The sequence below is a fragment of the Serratia sp. Ae19-1 genome (assembly GCF_059801225.1).
In genome coordinates, this window is record NZ_JBCHWD010000002.1 from 194696 (window position 1) to 209687 (window position 14992).

Annotated in this window: 14 protein-coding genes; 5 read left to right on the top strand and 9 right to left on the bottom strand. The window is 60.4% G+C overall.

The window, feature by feature from the left end; all coding sequences use genetic code 11:
• Positions 1-302: 302 nt before the first annotated feature.
• Entirely contained in the window at positions 303-992 is a 690-nt protein-coding gene (locus tag AAIE04_RS06325; RefSeq protein WP_004936833.1) for an LrgB family protein, read from the bottom strand.
• The gene (locus AAIE04_RS06330; protein WP_004936830.1) at positions 985-1407 is read right to left on the bottom strand and encodes a CidA/LrgA family protein; all 423 of its coding nucleotides are present in this window, start codon (positions 1405-1407) and stop codon (positions 985-987) included. The genes AAIE04_RS06325 and AAIE04_RS06330 overlap by 8 nt, the downstream gene beginning before the upstream one ends.
• Positions 1408-1547: 140 nt before the next feature.
• Between AAIE04_RS06330 and AAIE04_RS06335 the strand changes: the two genes are divergently transcribed.
• A complete protein-coding gene (locus tag AAIE04_RS06335; protein WP_019453187.1) occupies positions 1548-2435 on the top strand; it encodes a LysR family transcriptional regulator in 888 nt (295 codons plus the stop codon).
• Positions 2436-2511: 76 nt separating this feature from the next.
• Here AAIE04_RS06335 and AAIE04_RS06340 read toward each other — a convergent pair whose 3' ends face one another.
• From AAIE04_RS06340 to AAIE04_RS06360, 5 genes are all read right to left on the bottom strand, one after another.
• Entirely contained in the window at positions 2512-4161 is a 1650-nt protein-coding gene (locus AAIE04_RS06340; RefSeq protein WP_019453188.1) for a Na+/H+ antiporter, read from the bottom strand.
• Positions 4162-4358: 197 nt separating this feature from the next.
• Positions 4359-5720, bottom strand: coding sequence for an NCS2 family permease (locus AAIE04_RS06345; protein WP_063918680.1), 1362 nt, complete (start codon positions 5718-5720; stop codon positions 4359-4361).
• 333 nt (positions 5721-6053) lie between these two features.
• Complete coding sequence (locus tag AAIE04_RS06350) at positions 6054-6461, bottom strand: VOC family protein (RefSeq protein WP_019453190.1); 408 nt, start codon at positions 6459-6461, stop codon at positions 6054-6056.
• Between the two features lie 47 nt (positions 6462-6508).
• Complete coding sequence (locus tag AAIE04_RS06355; RefSeq protein WP_498576686.1) at positions 6509-7177, bottom strand: glutathione S-transferase family protein; 669 nt, start codon at positions 7175-7177, stop codon at positions 6509-6511.
• On the bottom strand, positions 7174-7617 hold the full coding sequence (locus tag AAIE04_RS06360) for a lipocalin-like domain-containing protein (protein WP_063918678.1): 444 nt from the start codon (positions 7615-7617) through the stop codon (positions 7174-7176). Before AAIE04_RS06360 ends, AAIE04_RS06355 begins: the two co-directional genes overlap by 4 nt.
• Before the next feature lie 195 nt (positions 7618-7812).
• Here AAIE04_RS06360 and bhsA point away from each other — a divergent pair, with 195 nt between their 5' ends.
• Complete coding sequence (gene bhsA / locus AAIE04_RS06365) at positions 7813-8073, top strand: multiple stress resistance protein BhsA (protein WP_063918677.1); 261 nt, start codon at positions 7813-7815, stop codon at positions 8071-8073.
• Positions 8074-8136: 63 nt separating this feature from the next.
• Here the strand turns inward: bhsA and AAIE04_RS06370 are convergent, their stop codons facing one another.
• Complete coding sequence (locus AAIE04_RS06370) at positions 8137-9054, bottom strand: LysR family transcriptional regulator (protein WP_498576687.1); 918 nt, start codon at positions 9052-9054, stop codon at positions 8137-8139.
• 126 nt (positions 9055-9180) lie between these two features.
• Between AAIE04_RS06370 and AAIE04_RS06375 the strand changes: the two genes are divergently transcribed.
• Entirely contained in the window at positions 9181-9930 is a 750-nt protein-coding gene (locus tag AAIE04_RS06375) for a 3-oxoacyl-ACP reductase family protein (RefSeq protein ID WP_063918675.1), read from the top strand.
• Positions 9931-9992: 62 nt separating this feature from the next.
• On the opposite strand, the gene ssb1 is transcribed toward AAIE04_RS06375, so the two are convergent.
• Entirely contained in the window at positions 9993-10523 is a 531-nt protein-coding gene (ssb1, locus tag AAIE04_RS06380; protein ID WP_004936793.1) for a single-stranded DNA-binding protein SSB1, read from the bottom strand.
• Positions 10524-10800: 277 nt separating this feature from the next.
• Between ssb1 and uvrA the strand changes: the two genes are divergently transcribed.
• Both uvrA and AAIE04_RS06390 read left to right on the top strand, forming a co-directional pair.
• Positions 10801-13629, top strand: a complete 2829-nt coding sequence (gene uvrA, locus AAIE04_RS06385) for an excinuclease ABC subunit UvrA (RefSeq protein ID WP_019453206.1) — start codon at positions 10801-10803, stop codon at positions 13627-13629.
• Between the two features lie 363 nt (positions 13630-13992).
• Complete coding sequence (locus tag AAIE04_RS06390) at positions 13993-14799, top strand: MipA/OmpV family protein (RefSeq protein WP_498576688.1); 807 nt, start codon at positions 13993-13995, stop codon at positions 14797-14799.
• Positions 14800-14992 lie beyond the last annotated feature (193 nt).

A 14992-nucleotide genomic window follows, 5' to 3' on the forward strand; every position in this document is an offset into this window, starting at 1 on the left:
AAGGAACTCATATTGATTATTATTATTCACCATAGTTAATGTGCAACAATGCTTACGATAAGAGCCTCTCCATATCAATAAGTTATACTTTATTGTTTTAATGAAAATAATTTACTTTTTAATTAATTCATTGCCATTTAAAATGAGCGGCGATTTTGCCTGCAGCGCATCTATCGTTTTTTGTTATAACGATGGGAAAAATTATGCTGAAAAATTTCTTCGTTTTTTCGGGCGTCAATCAACGGCACCGTTCCCAACGACAGACGACGTAAAAGGGGCGGCATAGCCCGCCCCGAGAGGTCTTACCACATCAGCCGGCCGATCAACGGCGCGGCCACTACCGTGATAATTCCCGCCAGCATCATCACCAGGCTCGACACTACGCCCTCCTGCGGCCCCAGCTCATAGGCGCGGGCGGTGCCGGCGCCGTGCGACGAGGCGCCAAATCCGGCTCCCTTCGCCAGGCGGCTACGCACCGCCAGGCGCAGGAACAGAATATCGCCCACCGCCATGCCAAATACCCCAGTGATCACCACGAACAACGCCACCAGGTCCGGCTGGCCGCCCATCTGCTTAGCAGCCTCCAGCGCGAATGGCGTGGTGATCGAACGTACCGCCAGGCTGCGCTGCACCTCTTCCGGCAACGTCAGCAGTCGCGCCAGCCACACCGAGCTGTACACCGCCACCAGCACCGCCGTCGTTACGCCGGCGGTCAGCGACAGCCAGTGGCGGCGGATGATATGCAGGTTCTCGTACACCGGCACCGCGAAGGCGATGGTCGCCGGCCCCAACAGCCACAGCAGCCAGTGGGTTTCACCGATGTAGTCCTGATAGGAAATGTGGGTGACCACCAGCAGCAACACCAGAATCATCGGCGTCAGCACCAACGGCATCAGCAGCAGCGTGCGGCGGCGGCGATAGAGTTTCTTGTTGGCGAAGTACAGCGCCAGCGTCGCCAGAAAACAGGCCAAGCTAAGGATGAAATCATTCATGGCGCTGCTTCCGTCGCTGCAGCCAAATCTCCAGCCGATACACCCTGTCCACCACCAGCCCGGTGGCGCCCAGCGTCAGCATAGTGCTAACCGCGATCACCAGAAAGATCTTCCAGCCCTCGACCATCAGCAGCTGGGCATAGTTGACCACCGCCACCACCGCCGGCACGAAAAACAGCAGCATTTCCGCCAGCAGCCAGCGGGAACCGGCCTTGACCCAGCTCAGCGGCAGAATGCGCAGCAGGATCAGCGCCAACAGCATCAGCATGCCGACGATATTGGCGGGAAGCGGCAGGTGGAATTGTTGCACCAGACGATCGGCGATCAGGAACAGCGCCGCATACAACGCCACCTGAATCGGCACCTGCAAACGGGTCAGCAGGGAGGGGGCTACGCGGCGTAACGCCAGAGACATGAAAGATGACCTCAAACAATAAATTGACGGCCTACAGTATACGCAGCCGGGAAACCACGCCTGAAATGAATTAAAATTATCGACATCATGCCGTCTGGGAATAGTTTCCCACCGGTAGCGTCCCCAAGGAGAACCCTAACGTGGATGTCCGCACCCTGCGCTACTTCGTTGAAGTGGTGCGCCAGCAAAGCTTCACCCGCGCGGCGGAAAAACTGTTCGTCACCCAGCCCACCATCAGCAAGATGCTGCGGCATCTGGAGGAGGAGCTGGAGTGCACGCTGCTGATCCGCGAAGGCCGCAAGCTGCGTCTGACCGACAGCGGCCAAGCGGTGTATCAGCGCGGCCTGACGATCCTCGACGAATTCCGCCAGTTGGAGGCGGAGCTGGAAGACATCGGTTCAGTGAAAAAAGGGGTGCTGCGGCTCGGCATTCCGCCGATGGTCGGCAGGCAGATCGCCGATCTGATCCGCCGTTTTCGCCAGACCTACCCCGGCATCGAATTAAAAATTTCCGAACTGGGCGGGCTGTCGGTCGAGCAGGCGGTGATGTCCGGCGAGCTGGATCTGGCGATGACGGTGCTGCCCTTCGATTCGGAACAGCCGCTGACCTTTCTGCCGCTGCTGGGCCATCCGATGTGCGTGGTGGCGCCGCGCACGCCGCAGTGGCTCAATCGCACCCGCATCAATATCGCCGAATTGGCCGACAGCCCAATCCTGATTTATAACGAGGACTTCGCGCTGTACAAGATGCTGATGAAGGCGTTTAGCCAGGCCGGTTTTGAGCCGCAAATCGCGGTGCGCAGCGGCCAGTGGGACTTCCTCGCCTCGATGGTGCAGGCCGGCGTGGGCATCGCCATGCTGCCGGAACCGGTCTGCCGCTGGCTGGACAAGGAAAACCTGGTTTGGCTGCCGCTGGAGCCGCGCATGGAGTGGCGGGTCGGGCTGATCTGGCGGCAGGGCAGCTATCTGTCACACAGCGCGCAGGCCTGGATCGCCTGCTGCCGCGACTACTGGCCGCCGGTCAAGTAGCCAAAAAAACAAGGGCCGCACAGGCGGCCCTTCAGGACAGAAATAAGAGGAAAAACGTTTATTCCTCGTCTGAAGTTTACCCTTCGCGCTCGATCAGCAGCGCTTCGAGCAAGTCGAGATCGTGCAGCAGTTTTTGCAGCGTCTCGTTGCTGATTTTCTGCGTGGCGCGCAGGTGGTACAGCTCGCCGCGCTCGGCGCGCAGCGCCGTCAGGCGGAAACGCCGCTCGAGGTTTTCCATCGCCAGCGCATTCTCGATGTCGTCTTTCGAGGCGATGCGCCGCCGCAGCATGCCCGTCACCCGCGAGCTGACCTCTTTCAATACCTGCGGATCGAGGTTCTCTTCGGTATCGGCAACCAGGCGCTCTTCCATTTTATTCACGCTCTCGATCGCCACTTCGGCCGCCATGGCGATCGCCATGCGCTCTTCCTGCTTGCTGGCGCTCTTGTCGGTGACCTGCACGCCGCGCAGCAGCAGCGGCAACGCCAGCACGCCGACGATCAACGACAGCAGGATCACCCCGGCGGCGATAAACACCAGTTGATAGCGCGCCGGGAAGGCGGTGCCGTCACTCAACAACAGCGGTATCGACAGCACACCGGCCAGGGTAATCGCCCCGCGCACCCCGGCGAACGACGCCACCCACAGCTCACGCGTGCTGTAATCGCCGAACTGCAGCGGGCGCTTTTTCATAAAGCGGTTGCTGGTTTTCTTCATTACCCACAGCCAGGTGAAGCGCAGCACCAGCAGCGCGGCGTAGATGGTGGCCACGTCGGCGAACAGGTACCAGGTCTGAATCGTCGGATCCAGCTCCGCCTGCAGGATAGAGGTCTCGAGAATGCCCGGCAGCTGCAGGCCCAACATGATGAACACCATGCCGTTGAACACGAACTCCAGCATCGCCCATACGCTGTTGGCGCGCAGGCGCATCGCCAGCGGCGCGTTGCGGATCACGCCGGACTGGCTGATGGTCATCCCCGCCGCTACCGCCGCCAGGATGCCGGAGACGCCGATATGTTCGGCGATCAGATAAGAGGCGAACGGCAGCAGCAGCAGGAACACGATCTGGGTCGCCGGATCGTCGCCGCTCCAGCGGCTCATCACCCGCAGCGATTTACTGTAGGTCCAGGTGACCGCCACACCGGCCAGCAGGCCGCCGATCGCCACTTTGAGGAACTCCAGGGTTGCGCCGCCCACGGTGAACACCATGGTGCCCATCGCCACCGCGATGGCGAACTTGAGCGACACCAGGCCGGAGGCGTCGTTCATCAGCGCCTCGCCCTCGAGCACGCCCATGATCGGCTTGGGAATGCGCCCTTTACCGACGATGCCGGACAGCGCCACGGCGTCGGTCGGCGACAGCACCGCCGCCAGCGCGAAGGCCGCCACCAGCGGAATGCCCGGCACCATGGCGTAGATCAGATAGCCAACGCCGACCACGGTGATCAGCACCAGCACCAGCGCCAGGCCGAGGATTTCACGCCCGTGATGCAGGAACTCGCGCGTCGGCGTTTTCCAGCCGTCGGCGAACAGCAGCGGCGGGATGAACAGTACCAGGAACAGTTCGGGATCAAAGTCGACGTGCAGCCCGAAGTGCGGCCAGGCCAACAGCGCCCCGATGGCGATTTGCATCAGCGGCAGCGGCACCTGGAACGGCAACATGCGCGTCACCACCCCGGACAGGGAGACCACCAGGATCAAAATGAGGATTGTAAAAAAGATTTCCATGCTTTCCTTAGACTCTACGATTCAGACGACATCGGCTCAGGGCCTGCGTTGGTCCCGATAGTAGATCACTTTTTTTACAGCGGTTAAAGCTTGTTGTGCCTTTCAAAACGCGGTGCAGAGCAGAAGAAGACTTATCTTAAGAAGGGAGATGCCGTGCATGCTTCCCCCGCCCGCCGGGCGAGGGAAACGAGGCGTGATTAAATCGCCCAGCCGCCGGCGTAAAACGCCACCAGCGCTACGGCGATCAGCACGGTGCCGATGTTCAGCTTGCGCCATTCGCCGGAGAAGATGCGGCCGATGACCAGCGAGCTGAAACCCAGCATGATGCCGGTGACGATGTTGCAGGTCAGCACGATGAATACCGCGCACAGCAGGCCGGCCATCGCATCGACGAAGTCGTTGAAGTCCAGCTTGGTGACGTTGCTCAACATCAGCAGGCCGACGTACATCAACGCCGGTGCAGTGGCATAGACCGGCACCAGATAGGCCAGCGGCGACAGGAACAGGATCAGCAGGAACAGAATGCCGACCACGGTGGCGGTCAGGCCGGTCTTGCCGCCCGCGGCGGTGCCGGCGGCGGACTCGATGTAGACGGCGGCGGGTGCGGCGCCCACCAGGCCGGAGAAGATGCTGCTCAGGGAATCCGAGGTCAGCGCCTTGCCACCGCTGATGATCTGCCCGTCTTTATCCAGCAGGTTGGCCTGCCCGGCCACCGCGCGGATGGTACCGGTGGCGTCGAACACCGCGGTCATCACCAGCGCCAGCACGCTCGGCAACACCACCGGCTGCAGCGCGCCCATGATATCCAGGCTGAAGATCAACGATTTGCCGTCAGCGTCCGCCAGGCTCGGCATGGCGAACAGCCCCTGGTATTTCACCGCCGGATCGAAGATCAGACCGATGATGGAAATGGCGATGATCACCAGCAGAATGCCGCCGGGCACGCGCAGTTTCTCCAGCCCGAAGATCACCGCCAGACCGACCAACGTCATCACCACCGGGAAGGAGGTGAAGGCACCGAGCGCTACCGGCAGGCCATCCAGCGGGTTCTTCACCACCAGGCCGACGCCGTTGGCGGCGATCAGCAGCAGGAACAGGCCGATGCCGATGCCGGTGCCGTGCGCCACGCCCATCGGCAGGTTGCGCAGGATCCAGGCGCGAATGCCGGTCACCGAGATGACGGTAAACAGCACGCCCATCAGGAACACTGCGCCCAGCGCCACCGGGATGCTGATGTGTTGGCCCAGCACCAGGCTGAACGCGGTGAAAGCGGTCAACGAGATCGCACAGCCGATGGCCATCGGCAGATTAGCCCACAACCCCATCAACAGCGATCCCAGACCAGCCACCAGGCAGGTGGAGACGAACACCGCCGCCGGCGGGAAACCCGCCTTGCCCAGCATGCTCGGCACTACGATCACCGAGTACACCATCGCCAGGAAGGTGGTCAGCCCCGCCACCACTTCCTGGCGCACGCTGCTGCCGCGCGCGGAAATTTTAAAATAGCCATCAAGCCCGCCGGTTGGTTTTGCGGCGTGGTTCGCTTGAGAGTTCGACATAGGTTACTTCCCCTGTGTTTCATGAATCGGCCCGTCGCAGCAGGCCTGTAATCTCGCCCGCGCCTGATCGCCACGTAATCGTTTACGTCACGTTCCGCTTCCTTGCCCTTCCGTCGCACCGCCAACGGCGATGCGCACCAAGGCAAACGTTTAACTCGCAGCGCGCGGTACGGGTGATTTATGGTGGTTTATTCAAGGCAAACGATTATCCTGCCTTCCCTAGCGTCTAATCAACTAAAGATCGCGGCAAATTATGCAGAAAATGACGGGAATGGCTTCTGCACGAAAAGACGGGGCGACCGGACGCCCCGAGCGACATCTTCCACGACGACATTATTGCGTCTGCACCGCACTGGGATCCATGTACATCAGCTCCCAGATATGGCCGTCCAGATCCTGGAATCCGTGGCCGTACATCACGCCATAATCCCGCGGCTGGTGGTAGGTATTGCCGCCGCCGGCGATCGCCTTGCGCACCAGTTCGTCGACCGCCGCCCGGCTGGGTTGCGACAGACAAACCAACACCTCGGTGGCCTGCCTGGCGTCGCCGATCGGATTTGGGGTAAACATGCTGAATTTGTCGTGGGTCAGCAGCATCACGTAAATCGTATCGCTGACCACCATGCAGGCGGCGGTATCGTCGGTAAATTGCGGGTTGAAACTGAATCCCAACTGGGTGAAAAACGCCATCGAGGCGGGCAGATCGCGTACCGGCAGATTAACGAAGATTTGCGTAGCCATGGGCTACCTCCGATGAAGAATGACCTCATCGAGTATAGCCCATCGCTTTAACTCAGCAGATCGTAAGGGCCGCCCTGCTCCAGCGCCCGTTGATAGGCCGGCCGGGCATGAATGCGCTGCAGGAAGCCGCGCAGTTTCGGGCAATTGTCCAGCGCACCGCGCGCCGCCATCGCCTCCAGCGGGAAACTCATCTGGATGTCCGCCGCACTGAAGTCGTTGCCGACGAACCAGCTGCCCTTGTTCAGGTACTGCTCAAGGTACTCGCAGTGCGGCGCGATCTGCTTGTCGAGGTATTCGCGCTGCACGCCTTTGCCGATCGCGCCCGCCACCGGCCGCAGCAGCCACGGGATCGGCGGCTGGCCGAGACGGCTGAACACCAGTTTCATCACCAACAGCGGCATCAGCGATCCTTCCGCGTAGTGCAGCCAGTAGCGGTATTGCTGACGCGCGTGGAAATCGGTCGGCATGAACATGCCTTGCGCGTCATAGGCTTCCTGCAAATATTCGATAATGGCGCCGGATTCCGCCAGCGTCAGATCGCCGTCGACGATCACCGGCGATTTGCCCAGCGGGTGGATCTTTTTCAGCGCCGGCGGCGCCAGCATGGTGTTCGGATCGCGCTCGTAGCGTTGCACCTGATAGGGCACGCCCAACTCTTCCAGAAACCACAGAATGCGCTGCGAACGCGAGTGATTGAGATGATGAACAATGATCATGACGAGGCTCCTGTCCGTTGCCACACCAGCTCGCCAACCTGCAAGCCGTTGCCGAGCTGCAGCGGAACCGTGCGCAACGTCAGCCGATCGCCGCTGAAAGCGTAAAAGCGTACCTGACGGCTGCCGATCCAGTTGGGGAACGAACAGCCTTCGACCTGATGCACCACCTGCAGCTCGCTTTCCTCCACCTGATAGCGGCCGAAGTAGCAAATCATATTGATGAAAGCGGTATGGATCTCGCGTTCGGACCCCTGCGCCAAATCAGCGGCGGCGAAACGCGGCCGCACGGCGCTGTAGAGCTGCGCCGCCATCGTGCCATTGGCCTCATAGTGGATGCGCCCCAACACCTGCTCACCCAGCGGATAATTCAACTCGCCATCCTGATTTTTAAACGCCGACGACACCAGCGCCCAGCTGCCGATAAACGCGTTTACCGTCATCAGTCTTCTCCGGTTAAGGATCGTCTGTAAAGGGTAGTGATGATTTTTACCGCGCGCCAGCGGGTGAAAAACAATCAATTTATTTGAATGAAATACTCAAAACTCTCCGATTTTTTATTCCGACCTGCCGCACTACTATTTAACACATCGAGAGAAAACGAGCTCTCACCCAATCAATACGCTGAGGAATACATCATGAAAAACGTCAAAATTTTTGCTACCGCTGCACTGCTGGCTACCGCTTCTTTCGCTACCTTCGCCGCTGACCTGCCAACCAGCCAGCCTGCCGCAGACGCTCAGAAAATCGGCGTAGTCTCCGTGAGCGGCGCCGCCAACCTGAGCGCGCTGGAAAGCGAACTGGCCAGCAAAGCCGCCGCATCGGGCGCCAGCTCATACCGCATCGTCGCCGCCGGCGGTCAGAACAAACTGTACGGCACCGCAGAAATCTTCAACTGATCGTCTGATCGTCGAACAGCTAACCGACGGAAGAAAGAAGCCCCGCAAGGGGCTTTTCTCGTTTTAGCGGGCATCAAAGCGTGCCGCCAGCTTCTGCAGGCGAAACTGCTCGGTGATGTAATCGACGAATACCCGGGTTTTGGTCGGCAAAAATTTGGTGGTGGGAAAATAGAGGTAGACGCTGCCGCGATCGACATACCAGCCCGGCAGAACCCGCACCAGACGGCCTCTTTCCAGATAAGGCGCCGCATTCGGCATGCCGATCAGCGCGATGCCCACCCCCATCTCCGCCGCCCGCGCGGCCGCTTCCGGTTCGTTGACCGTCATCGTGACCGACATCGCCGGCGCCCGCTGCTCATTGACCGCGTTGCGCAGCGGCTGATGGCGGATACGCCCGGTTTGCGGCGAGCGGATAAAGATGCCCGCATGTTCCGCCAACTGCTCCGGCTCCGTCAGCAGCGGCCGCTGCCGCAGATACTCCGGCGAGGCCACCAACACCCCATGAGCCGGCGCCAGCTCACGCGCGATGATGCCCTGCGCCAATTCGATGCCGCCGCCCAATGCCGCATCGAAGTGCTCACCGATCAGATCGACCTGACGGTTGTCGAAATGCCAGTCCGGCACGATCGCCGGATAACGCGCCAGAAAGTCCGGCAGCATCGGCAAGACGAAATGCAGACCAAAGGCGGTGCCCATGCTGACCTTCAGCCCGCCGGCCGCCGCGCCGCCGCCGCTGCTCAGCCCTTTCAATGCGCACTGGATCGATTGCAATCCGCCGCTCACCTCGCTGAGAAAACGCTCCCCCGCCTCGGTGAGGATCAGCTTGCGGGTATTGCGCTGAAACAGCCGCACGCCAACCACCGCTTCCAGCCGGGTGACATTCTTGCTCACCGCCGCCGGGCTGATGCCCAGCTTGCGGCCGGCGGCGGAAAAGCTGCCGTTTTCCGCGCTGCTGACGAAGCACTCCAGATGTCCCAGCATGTTTTTCCTCTATGGATTTTAAACTTATGGTTTGAACTGATTATAGCTCTTTGTGGCTAGTTACCGTGCGGGCGATCCCAGATACTGGCCGTAACGGTTTTCCCTTACCCACTCTGGAGACACAGCATGACCACAGCACAAACTCTGCAAGGTAAAGTCGCATTCGTTCAGGGCGGCTCGCGCGGCATCGGCGCCGCCATCGTTAAACGGCTGGCGAGCGAAGGCGCCGCCGTCGCCTTTACCTACGCCGCCTCGGCCGATCGCGCCGACGCGGTGGTGAACGCCATCACAGCCGCCGGCGGCAAAGCCCTCGCCATCAAGGCCGACAGTGCCGATGCGGCGGCGCTGCAGCAGGCGGTGCGCCAGGCGGTGAACCTCTTCGGCAACCTGGATATTCTGGTGAATAACGCCGGGGTATTTACGCTGGGCGGCACCGAAGAGCTGGCGCTGGACGACCTGGACCGCATGCTGGCGGTCAACGTGCGCAGCGTGTTCGTCGCCAGCCAGGAAGCGGCGCGCCACATGAACGACGGCGGCCGCATCATCCACATCGGCAGCACCAACGCCGAGCGCGTGCCGTTCGGCGGCGCCGCGGTCTATGCGATGAGCAAATCGGCCCTGGTCGGTTTGACCAAAGGCATGGCGCGCGATCTCGGCCCGCGCGGCATCACCGTCAATAACGTGCAGCCCGGCCCGGTGGACACCGAGATGAACCCGGACGCCGGCGAGTTCGCCGATCAACTCAAGCAGTTGATGGCGATCGGCCGCTACGGCAAAGATGAAGAGATCGCCGGCTTCGTCGCCTACCTGGCCGGCCCGCAGGCGGGTTATATCACCGGCGCCAGCCTGAGCATCGACGGTGGTTTCTCGGCGTAACCGTCCCTAAAATGCAAAAAGCCCCTTGCGGGGCTTTTTTGTTGGCTGTAAACGGCCGGATATCAGAACGGAATATCGTCGTCGAAATCCATTGGCGGTTCGTTGCTGGTCGCCGGTGCGCTGTTCTGCGCCGGACGAGACTGCTGCTGGCCGCCGCTGAACTGGTTGCCGCCCTGTGGCTGCTGAGGCTGGCCCCAACCGCCCTGGCCGCCGGCAGACTGACCGGCCGGTGCGCCGCCGCCCTGGCGGCCGCCCAACATCTGCATGGTGCCGCCGACGTTAACCACGATCTCGGTGGTGTAACGATCCTGGCCGCTCTGATCCTGCCATTTGCGCGTCTGCAGGGAGCCTTCGATGTAAACCTGAGAGCCTTTGCGCAGGTATTCGCCCGCCACTTCGGCCAGTTTGCCGAACAGCACGACGCGGTGCCACTCGGTCTTCTCTTTCTGTTCGCCGGTCGCTTTGTCACGCCAGCTTTCGGAGGTCGCCAGGGTAATGTTGGCCACTGCGCCGCCGTTCGGCATGTAACGGACTTCTGGATCCTGACCCAGATTCCCGACCAGAATTACTTTGTTTACGCCTCTGCTGGCCATGAGCACTTCTCCCGATGATTGATTTCTACACAGTATAAACGCGTCAGTTTACCACGCTGAGTACGAAACCACACCCGTGTTGATAAGTGCGAATTGCATTCCAGAATTGTCTTTTCGATCGACCTTGTTGCATTCGCATACTGGATATTCATTCAGGTTTTTTTGTGTCATAATTATGCGTTTCGACCAGGCTGTGCCGGTTTTTTGCGAGATCCATCACAAAATCCCCCGCAAAAATCGCGACAGGCGCGGTGTATCATCAAGACGGGAAGTGTAAATGGACAATATCGAAGTTCGTGGTGCTCGAACCCATAATCTGAAAAACATCAACCTGATTATCCCGCGTGACAAACTGATCGTCGTCACCGGCCTGTCCGGTTCCGGCAAGTCATCGCTGGCTTTCGATACGCTGTATGCCGAAGGGCAGCGGCGCTATGTCGAATCGCTCTCCGCCTATGCGCGCCAATTCCTGTCGTTGATGGAAAAGCCGGACGTCGATCATATCGAAGGCCTGTCGCCGGCGATCTCCATCGAACAGAAATCCACCTCGCACAACCCGCGCTCCACGGTCGGCACCATCACCGAGATCCACGACTACCTGCGCCTGCTGTTCGCCCGCGTCGGTGAGCCGCGCTGCCCGGATCACCATGTACCGCTGGCGGCGCAGACCGTCAGCCAGATGGTCGACAATGTGCTGAGCCAGCCGGAAGGCAAACGCCTGATGCTGCTGGCGCCGGTGGTGAAAGACCGTAAGGGCGAGCACACCAAAACGCTGGAAAACCTGGCCGCCCAGGGCTATATCCGCGCTCGCATCGACGGTGAAGTGTGCGATCTGTCCGATCCACCGAAGCTGGAGCTGCAGAAGAAACACACTATCGAAGTGGTGGTCGACCGTTTCAAGGTGCGCGACGACATGGCGCAGCGCCTGGCCGAATCGTTCGAAACCGCGCTGGAGCTGTCCGGCGGCACCGCGGTAGTGGCGGATATGGACGACGAAAAAGCGGACGAGCTGCTGTTCTCCGCCAACTTCGCCTGCCCGATCTGCGGCTACAGCATGCGCGAGCTGGAACCGCGCCTGTTCTCCTTCAACAACCCGGCCGGCGCCTGCCCGACCTGCGACGGCCTGGGCGTGCAGCAGTTCTTCGATCCGGATCGCGTGGTGCAGAACCCCGAGCTGTCGCTGGCCGGCGGCGCGATCCGCGGCTGGGATCGCCGCAACTTCTATTACTTCCAGATGCTGCGCTCGCTGGCGGAGCACTATGAGTTCGACGTGGAAGCGCCGTTCAACACCCTGAGCGCCAACGTGCAGAAGGCGGTGCTGAGCGGTTCCGGCAAAGAGTCGATCGAATTCAAATACATCAACGATCGCGGTGACACCACCGTGCGCCGCCATCCGTTCGAAGGCGTGCTGCACAACATGGAGCGCCGCTATAAAGAGACCGAGTCCAGTGCGGTGCGCGAAGAGCTGGCGAAGTTCATCAGCAACCGACCGTGCGCCTCATGCCACGGCACCCGCCTGCGCGAAGAAGCCCGCAACGTGTTCGTCGAAGACACTACGCTGCCGGAGATCTCCGATCTGAGCATCGGCCACGCGATGACCTTCTTCCAGAACATGAAGCTCAGCGGCCAGCGCGCCAAGATCGCCGAAAAAGTGCTGAAAGAGATCGGCGATCGCCTGAAATTCCTGGTGAACGTCGGCCTGAACTACCTGTCGCTGTCCCGTTCGGCGGAAACGCTCTCCGGCGGCGAAGCGCAGCGTATCCGCCTCGCTAGCCAGATCGGCGCCGGCCTGGTGGGCGTGATGTACGTGCTGGATGAGCCGTCGATCGGCCTGCACCAACGCGACAACGAGCGCCTGCTGGAAACGCTGATCCACCTGCGCAACCTCGGCAACACGGTGATCGTGGTGGAGCATGACGAAGACGCCATCCGCGCCGCCGACCATGTGATCGACATCGGCCCCGGCGCCGGCGTGCACGGCGGCCAGGTGGTGGCGGAAGGCACCGTCGACGACATCATGGCGCAGCCGGAGTCGCTGACCGGCCAGTTCCTCAGCGGTAAACGCGAGATCGCCATTCCGGCGCAGCGCGTGCAGGCCGATCCGACCAAGGTGCTGAAGCTGAGCGGCGCGCGCGGCAACAACCTGAAAGACGTGACGCTGACGCTGCCGGTCGGTCTGTTTACCTGCATCACCGGCGTGTCCGGCTCCGGCAAATCGACGCTGATCAACGATACGCTGTTCCCGATCGCCCAGCGCCAGCTCAACGGCGCCACCATCGCCGAACCGGCGCCGTTCCGCGAAGTGACCGGCCTGGAGCATTTCGACAAGGTGATCGACATCGATCAGAGCCCGATCGGCCGCACGCCGCGCTCCAACCCGGCCACCTACACCGGTATCTTCACTCCGGTGCGCGAGCTGTTCGCCGGCGTGCCGGAATCACGCAGCCGCGGTTACACGCCGGGCCGTTTCAGCTTCAACGTCAAGGGCGGGCGCTGTGAAGCCTGCCAGGGCGACGGGGTGATCAAGGTCGAGATGCACTTCCTGCCGGACATCTACGTGCCGTGCGACCAGTGCAAGGGCAAACGCTATAACCGCGAAACGCTGGAAGTGAAGTACAAAGGCAAGAGCATCCACGAAGTGCTGGAGATGACCATCGAAGAAGCGCGTGATTTCTTCGACGCGGTGCCGGCGCTGGCGCGCAAGCTGCAGACCCTGATGGATGTCGGCCTGTCCTACATCCGCCTCGGCCAGTCGGCCACCACGCTCTCCGGCGGTGAGGCGCAGCGCGTGAAGCTGGCGCGCGAGCTGTCGAAACGCGGCACCGGCCAGACGCTGTATATCCTCGACGAACCGACCACCGGTCTGCACTTCGCCGATATCCAACAGCTGTTGGCGGTGCTGCATCAGCTGCGCGATCAGGGCAACACCATCGTGGTCATCGAGCATAACCTGGACGTGATCAAAACCGCCGACTGGATCGTCGATCTGGGGCCGGAAGGCGGCAGCGGCGGCGGCGAGATCCTGGTCGCCGGCACGCCGGAAACGGTCGCCGATTGTGAAAAATCGCACACCGCGCGCTTCCTGAAACCGCTGCTGGCAAAATAACGGCGGGTTATTCTCTCAACGAGGCGGAATCGTCCGCCTCATTTTTTTAATGTTCCGCACTTTTCGCCGAGAAACACCTATCGCTTTAGTGATTGGCATAATATGCCGATTTTTTGCTTCTTCTGAATCATGCCTTTAAAAACAGGCAGTTTCTTCACCTCGAAAAATAAAATCCCTCCTGAATGCCGCCTGTTTGCCTTTTGTTTATTCCCCATGCGCTTCACTATTCCGATGAAATAACGCCGCGCCTGTGCACCGCGCGCATATTAATCAATATAAACATAGCGTTTATAAATAGCCTTCAATAAATGAATGGGCCTATTGGCTCGTACTTTCAATGGGATGATATAAAAGGTGTTTAACGTGGATAATAAATTGGGAACCTCTGCCGCCGCGCTGTTATTGTTTTTCCCCCTCGCCGGTCAGGCGCAAGACGGCGAAGCGTCTTTGACGCTCGCCGGCGGTCTCGCCGTCGCCCCCGCCTATGAAGGCTCTTCTTTTTACAGTATTGAACCTCTGTATCAGGTGAATGCCGGCTATCAAAACGCCAACTGGGGAGAGTTCAGCGCGGGCAGCGAAGGGGCGCGCTGGCAATTTCCGCTGGCCGGGCCCATCGGCATCGCGCTGTTGCTTAACTATGACGCCGGTCGTGACGAAGAAATCAGAACCTTGCGCGGCCGCAACACCCGGCTCAAAGGCATGGGAAAACTGGGTGGCGCACTGGAGGCCGGCGCCGAGCTAAGCTACCAATTCGATCCCTTCCGCGCCTATGTCAAAGGGATGCAGGCGACACGCAAACGCAGCTACGGCGGGGAAGAACTGGGCCACACCACCTATGTGGAAACCGGGCTCACCGGGCAATATCCGCTCAGCGAACAGCTGACGTTGATCGGCAACCTCTCCACCACCTGGGCCAACAGCGGCTATCAACGCGGCTATTTCGGCGTAACGTCGCAGCAGGCTCAACGCAGCGCCTTTAGCGCTTATCGGCCGGGCAGCGGATTTAAGGACGCCACGCTCACCGCCGCCCTCAATTATCAGTGGCGGCCGAACGTCGCTTTCCAGGCCGGGGTCGGCGTGACCCGTCTGCTGGGCGATGCGGCCGACAGCCCTATCGTCGAGAAAACCACCTCGGGCATGGCCTTCACCAGCGCCAGTTACAGCTTCTGAGGTTGTTGCCCAGGGTCTGTGCAGGCAGGGAAAACGTCGCGGTTAAAAAATGAACTATAGTTTAGCTGATTGTTAGGTAAACGGATGGATAATTAAGCATTGATTATTTACCTGACAATGTCAGGCGTGACTCCCTCTTATTAAGGATATTTTATGTGTCAACATCATGCGACAGAGAGCCGCAATTTCACCG

Excerpts from the sequence above, each read along its gene's own strand:
- AAIE04_RS06325 (WP_004936833.1), bottom strand. The coding sequence starts at position 992 with ATGAATGATTTCATCCTTAGCTTGGCCTGTTTTCTGGCGACGCTGGCG.
- AAIE04_RS06330 (WP_004936830.1), bottom strand. The coding sequence starts at position 1,407 with ATGTCTCTGGCGTTACGCCGCGTAGCCCCCTCCCTGCTGACCCGTTTG.
- AAIE04_RS06340 (WP_019453188.1), bottom strand. The coding sequence starts at position 4,161 with ATGGAAATCTTTTTTACAATCCTCATTTTGATCCTGGTGGTCTCCCTG.
- AAIE04_RS06345 (WP_063918680.1), bottom strand. The coding sequence starts at position 5,720 with ATGTCGAACTCTCAAGCGAACCACGCCGCAAAACCAACCGGCGGGCTT.
- AAIE04_RS06350 (WP_019453190.1), bottom strand. The coding sequence starts at position 6,461 with ATGGCTACGCAAATCTTCGTTAATCTGCCGGTACGCGATCTGCCCGCC.
- AAIE04_RS06355 (WP_498576686.1), bottom strand. The coding sequence starts at position 7,177 with ATGATCATTGTTCATCATCTCAATCACTCGCGTTCGCAGCGCATTCTG.
- AAIE04_RS06360 (WP_063918678.1), bottom strand. The coding sequence starts at position 7,617 with ATGACGGTAAACGCGTTTATCGGCAGCTGGGCGCTGGTGTCGTCGGCG.
- bhsA (WP_063918677.1), top strand. The coding sequence starts at position 7,813 with ATGAAAAACGTCAAAATTTTTGCTACCGCTGCACTGCTGGCTACCGCT.
- AAIE04_RS06370 (WP_498576687.1), bottom strand. The coding sequence starts at position 9,054 with ATGCTGGGACATCTGGAGTGCTTCGTCAGCAGCGCGGAAAACGGCAGC.
- AAIE04_RS06375 (WP_063918675.1), top strand. The coding sequence starts at position 9,181 with ATGACCACAGCACAAACTCTGCAAGGTAAAGTCGCATTCGTTCAGGGC.
- ssb1 (WP_004936793.1), bottom strand. The coding sequence starts at position 10,523 with ATGGCCAGCAGAGGCGTAAACAAAGTAATTCTGGTCGGGAATCTGGGT.
- uvrA (WP_019453206.1), top strand. The coding sequence starts at position 10,801 with ATGGACAATATCGAAGTTCGTGGTGCTCGAACCCATAATCTGAAAAAC.